Consider the following 898-nt stretch of genomic DNA (forward strand, 5'->3'; position numbering starts at 1 on the left):
CCCCCACCACCGCGATGGCCCCGTCCCGATCGGTCCGCAGCACCCGCGCGCCGCCCTCCCGCAGCGCCTCGATGGTCCGGGCCGAGGGGTGTCCGTACGGGTTGTCGCGGCCCGTGGACACCAGCGCGAGCCTCGGCCGCACCACCCGCATCAGGCCCGGGTCCTGGTGCGCGGAACCGTGATGGGCGACCTTGAGCACGTCCACCGGCCCCAGCTCCGGATGGACCCGCGACAACGCCCGCTGGGCCGGCGGTTCGAGGTCCCCGAGCAGCAGCAGACTCAGCCCTCCGGCGGCACGGACGAGCATCGCCACGCTGGCGTCGTTGGGCCCGCCTCCGGACTCCCCCGAGCCCGGAGGCCCACCGGAGACCGGGAACTCCGCCGTCCCGGCCCACGGCCAGAGCACCCGCCACTCCAGAGCCCCGACCCTCCGCCGCTCACCCGGGCCCGCACGGATCAGCGGCACCCCGGCAGCGGCCGCCGTCCGCCGCACGAACGCGGCCTGGGCAGGCGGCTCTTCGAGCCCCGTGGTCTGGATCGCCCCCACCGACCTCCCCCGCAGCACGCCCGGAAGCCCGGCCACATGGTCCGTGTGGAAGTGGGTGAGCACCAGCAACGGCACCCGCCGCACCCCGAGTTCACGCAGACAGCGGTCCACCGGTACGGGGTCGGGGCCCGCGTCCACCACGACGGCGGAGTCCCCACCCGCCGCGAGCACCGTCGCGTCCCCCTGCCCCACCTGGCACATCGCAAACACCCAGCCCGGCGGCGGCCACCCCGTGACCCACCGGGCCAGCGGCGCCGGCCGCACCACCACGAGCAGGAGCACCGCGGCGACGGTCACGCCGACCGCACCCCGGTACGGCAGCCTGCGCGCCCCGAGGACCATCAGCGCCGT

1 protein-coding gene is annotated in these 898 nt (G+C 76.5%); it reads right to left on the reverse strand.

Annotation, left to right across the window (positions count from 1 at the left end; genetic code table 11):
* Positions 1-898, reverse strand: an 898-nt coding sequence (locus tag CCN56_RS41435) for a ComEC/Rec2 family competence protein (protein ID WP_143664864.1), incomplete at both ends; no start/stop codon positions are given.

The organism is Streptomyces sp. NRRL B-24572 (genome assembly GCF_002156145.1).
Lineage (GTDB): Bacteria > Actinomycetota > Actinomycetes > Streptomycetales > Streptomycetaceae > Streptomyces > Streptomyces vietnamensis.